This window comes from Dyella sp. 01N36 (assembly GCF_056399745.1).
The window spans coordinates 1-4,341 of sequence record NZ_JBFTRY010000251.1; the positions used below are offsets into that span (position 1 = coordinate 1).

At 65.1% G+C, this 4,341-nt stretch carries 5 protein-coding genes; all 5 read right to left on the bottom strand.

The genetic code is table 11. The features are described from left to right. A partial coding sequence (locus AC1DMG_RS20310) for a thioesterase family protein (RefSeq protein ID WP_477180989.1) occupies positions 1 to 166 on the bottom strand: 166 nt, incomplete at its 3' end. Then, positions 159 to 1,208 (bottom strand): Holliday junction branch migration DNA helicase RuvB, encoded by a 1,050-nt coding sequence (gene ruvB, locus AC1DMG_RS20315; protein ID WP_441603136.1) that lies wholly within the window; start codon positions 1,206 to 1,208, stop codon positions 159 to 161. The genes ruvB and AC1DMG_RS20310, both read right to left, overlap by 8 nt. Before the next feature lie 97 nt (positions 1,209 to 1,305). Then, positions 1,306 to 3,183: a potassium transporter Kup gene (locus AC1DMG_RS20320; RefSeq protein WP_441603161.1), complete on the bottom strand. Its 1,878-nt coding sequence runs from the start codon at positions 3,181 to 3,183 to the stop codon at positions 1,306 to 1,308. A 27-nt stretch (positions 3,184 to 3,210) separates the two neighbouring features. Then, entirely contained in the window at positions 3,211 to 3,810 is a 600-nt protein-coding gene (gene ruvA / locus AC1DMG_RS20325; protein ID WP_441603137.1) for a Holliday junction branch migration protein RuvA, read from the bottom strand. Beyond that, a complete protein-coding gene (ruvC, locus tag AC1DMG_RS20330; protein WP_477176272.1) occupies positions 3,807 to 4,325 on the bottom strand; it encodes a crossover junction endodeoxyribonuclease RuvC in 519 nt (172 codons plus the stop codon). The genes ruvA and ruvC overlap by 4 nt, the downstream gene beginning before the upstream one ends. Positions 4,326 to 4,341 lie beyond the last annotated feature (16 nt).

Here is a 4,341-nt window from a genome sequence, read left to right on the forward strand (position 1 = left end):
CGGACTGGTTGATGCCCAGGGCACGCAGCCATTCGCTGCGTGCACGCTCAATGAAACGCAGGTAGCTGGCGTGGTAGACCACCCCGCCCGCGTCGGTATCTTCCCAATAGACGCGCACCGGCCATTCGAAGGGCTCGGTCGCACTGGCTAGCTTGGTATCAGACATCGCTGTTGTCGGCCGTGAAGAGGTCGGCGGGCACCGAGGGTCGGGGCGGCGGGGTCAGGCCCAGATGACGCCAGCCCTTGGCGCTGGCCATGCGGCCGCGCGCGGTGCGCACCAGGTAGCCCTGCTGGATCAGATAGGGCTCGACCACATCCTCGAGCGTGCCGCGATCTTCGCTGAGTGCGGCCGCCAGCGACTCCACGCCCACCGGGCCGCCATCGAAGTTCTCGATGATGATGGTCAGCAGGCGCCGGTCGAGCTCGTCGAAACCCTCGGCGTCGATCTTGAGCATGTCGGTGGCGGCACGCGCGGCGTCGCGGGTGATCTGCCCTGCCGCGCGCACTTCAGCGTAGTCGCGCACGCGGCGCAGCAGGCGGTTGGCGATACGCGGCGTGCCGCGCGAGCGACGTGCGATTTCCTGCGCGCCTTCCAGCTCGCAGGGAATGCCCATGATGCGCGCCGAGCGCCGCACGATGGCGGTGAGCTCGTCGGGCGTATAGAACTCCAAACGCTGCACGATGCCGAAACGGTCGCGCAGCGGCGCCGTGAGCAGGCCGGCGCGGGTGGTGGCGCCAATCAGGGTGAACGGCGGCAGGTCGAGCTTGATCGAACGGGCGGCAGGGCCTTCGCCGATCATGATGTCGATCTGGAAATCTTCCATCGCCGGATAGAGCACTTCCTCCACGATCGGCGAGAGACGATGGATCTCATCCACGAACAGCACGTCGTGCGGCTCGAGGTTGGTCAGCAGCGCGGCCAGATCCCCTGCCCGCTCCAGCACCGGACCGGAGGTGGAGCGCAGGTTGACGCCCAGCTCGTTGGCGATCACATGGCTGAGCGTGGTCTTGCCCAGGCCCGGCGGGCCGAAGATCAGCACGTGATCGAGCGCACCGCCGCGCTTCTTGGCCGCCTCGATATAGATCGACAGCTGCTCGCGCACCGTCTGCTGGCCCAGGTATTCGGTCAGTCGCCTGGGGCGAATGGAGGCTTCGAGGGCCTCGTCGTCCATCTGGGCGGCAGCGGTAACGATGCGGTGTTCGGTCATGGGGCGAAATTATGGCAGAGCACGATGACGCAGGCTTGAAAAAAAGCCCGCTCAGCCAGTCCCCGCCACGAAAAAGGGCGCCGAAGCGCCCTTTTCCTCAAATCTCGACCTGGGCGCCCAGTTCGATCAGGCGATTGCCCGGAATCTGGAAGAACGCCGTGGCCGGCAGCGCATTGCGCGCCATGAAGGCAAACAGCTTGTCGCGCCACAAGGCCATGCCCGGACGCTTGGCGTCCGCGATGATGGTTTCGCGCGAGAGGAAGAAAGTGGTGTCCATCATGTCGAAGGGCAGACCCTTCTTGGAGCACTTGGACAGCGCATAGGGGATGTTCGGATCTTCCGCAAAGCCGAAGCGCAAGGCCAGTCCGTAGAAATCGCCGCCGAGCTCGGTGATTTCGATGCGCTCGCCCAGGTCCGCTGTTGGCGTTTCCAGCATTTCCACCGTGAGCAGCACGTTGCGCTCGTGCAGCACCTTGTTGTGCTTGAGGTTGTGCAGCAGCGCGTGCGGCACGGCGTTCTGGTTGGCGGTAAGGAACACGGCCGTGCCCGGCACGCGCAGCGGCGGATGCTCGGCGATGTTCGCAATGAACGGATCCAGCGCCAGGCCCGATTGCTTGATCTCGCGCACCACCAGTTCACGGCCACGACGCCAGGTGGTCATCACGATGAAGATCGCCACGCCCAGCACCAGCGGGAACCAGCCGCCGTACTCCACCTTGATCAGGTTGGCGCCCAGGAACGACAAGTCGATGGTGAGCAACAGCACGCCGGTTGCGATCACCGTGATGCGGCTCCAGTGCCACTGCCTGCGCGCCACGATCAACGCCAGGATGCTGGTGATGGTCATGGTGCCGGTCACCGCAATACCGTAGGCCGCGCTCAGGTTGTCCGAGCTGCGGAAGCCAAGCACCGCGATCAGCACCATGATCAGCAGGAAGTTGTTCACCCACGGCACGAAGATCTGCCCGGACATCTCGCGCGAGGTATGCACCACCGGCATGCGCATCGAATAGCCCAGCGACATCGCTTCGCGCGTCATCGAGAACGCGCCGGAGATCACCGCCTGCGAAGCGATCACGGTGGCAATGGTGGCCAGGCCGATCATGGGATACAGCAGCGGCTCCGGCGTCAGCTTGAAGAACGGGCTGTCGATGGCTTCCGGATGACTCAGCAGCAAAGCGCCCTGGCCAAAATAGTTGAGCACCAGGGCCGGCAGCACGAAGCTGAACCAGGCGAGGCGGATTGGACGCTTGCCGAAATGGCCCATGTCCGCGTACAGCGCTTCGGCGCCGGTCAACGCCAGCACCACGCCGCCAAGCGCGATGAAAGCCTGCATACCGTGGCTGAAGAAGAACTTCACGCCGTAGACCGGATTGATCGCCAGCAGCACCTGCGGATTCTGCACCACCATGCGCAGGCCCAGCAGCGCAATGACGATGAACCACACCACCATCACCGGGCCGAACAGTCGGCCGACGCGTTCGGTGCCATGACGTTGCAGCGCAAACAGGAAGAACAGGATGACCGCGGTGATCGGCACCACCCAGTGGCCCAGATGAGGTGCGGCCACCTTCACGCCTTCCACCGCCGACAACACCGAAATGGCGGGCGTGATGACGCCATCGCCATAGAACAGTGCCGCGCCAAAGATACCGATGATGGCAAGCAGCCAACGCTGGCGCGCATCGCCACGCACGCTGCGCAGCGCCAGTGCGAGCAGCGCCATGATGCCGCCCTCGCCCTTGTTGTCCGCGCGCATGATGAACACGACGTACTTGAGCGAGACCACGATGATCTGCGCCCAGAAGATCAGCGACAGCACGCCGTAGATGCTCTCGGGCGTCGGCTTCATGCCGTCGTGGCTGAGCGTGGTCTGCAATGTGTACAGGGGGCTCGTGCCGATGTCGCCATAGACCACGCCGATCGCGCCGAGCGCGAGCGTAGCCAGCCGACGTTTGGTGTCAGCGTCGGACATGCCGTGAGAGGAATCAGGGGTCACGTCTCAATGTCCTAGTGCGGCGCGCAGCGCCTTGCGAATGATAGCTTCGGCCGTGTCGCCATCGGCGGCGACCTTCTGCACCAGGCGGGTCACTTCGGCCGGCTTGTAGCCAAGTTGCTGCAAGGCCACGGTGGCTTCGCCCGTCGGGTCCAAAGGTGCGCCATTGGGCGCCGCATGCGAGCCCGGCAGCGTGGTGGCCAATCCGTCCACGCGGTCGCGCAGCTCCACCACCATGCGTTCGGCGGTCTTCTTGCCGATGCCCGGAATCTTGGTGAGCGCCACCACGTCGCCCGTCTGCACGAGACGCGCGAAGTCGTTGGTGGACACGCCCGACAGCACGGCCAGCGCAATCTTCGCGCCGATGCCGCTGACTTTCTGCAGGTTGCGGAACAGGGTGCGTTCGGACTCGTGCATGAATCCGTACAGCGCCACGCTGTCTTCCTTCACCGCGTAGTGCGTGAGCAGGGTGACTTCCTTGCCGGTCTGCGGCAGGTCGTAGATGGTGGACATGGGCGCTTCGAGCTCGTAGCCCACGCCGCCCACTTCCACCATCAGCCACGGCGGCTGCTTGGACACCAGGGTGCCGCGCAAACGACCGATCATCGACGCCTCCAGGCGGTACGGGGAATGCCCACGCGCGCGAGGCTGGCACGGGTATGTGCATGGGTCACTGCGATGGCGAGCGCGTCTGCCGCGTCAGCCTGCAGGGGGCCCTTGAGTCCGAGCAGGACGCCAATCATGTGCTGCACCTGGGTCTTGTCGCCGCGGCCGCTGCCGACCACGGCCTGCTTTACTTCTGTCGCCGCGTACTCGTGCACCGCGATCCCCTGGCTGACCACCGCGCAGATCGCGGCGCCCCTCGCCTGCCCCAGCTTCAAGGCCGAGTCCGGGTTGCGCGCCATGAACACGCGCTCCACGCCGCACTCGTCCGGCCGATGGGCGGCGATGATGGCACACAGCTCGTCAAATATGCGTTTCAGGCGCAGCGGGAAGGTGGCCTCGCCAGCCACCGCCAGCGCGCCATGGAAGACATGGGTCAGCTTGCCTGTGGCGTCGACATCGATGATGCCTACGCCGGTGCGCTGACTGCCCGGGTCGATGCCGATGATGCGGGTCATGGGCGAAGAGTCGTGG

Coding starts and splice junctions, on each gene's coding strand:
- ruvA (WP_441603137.1), bottom strand. CDS start 3,810: ATGATCGGTCGTTTGCGCGGCACCCTGGTGTCCAAGCAGCCGCCGTGG.
- AC1DMG_RS20320 (WP_441603161.1), bottom strand. CDS start 3,183: ATGTCCGACGCTGACACCAAACGTCGGCTGGCTACGCTCGCGCTCGGC.
- ruvC (WP_477176272.1), bottom strand. CDS start 4,325: ATGACCCGCATCATCGGCATCGACCCGGGCAGTCAGCGCACCGGCGTA.
- ruvB (WP_441603136.1), bottom strand. CDS start 1,208: ATGACCGAACACCGCATCGTTACCGCTGCCGCCCAGATGGACGACGAG.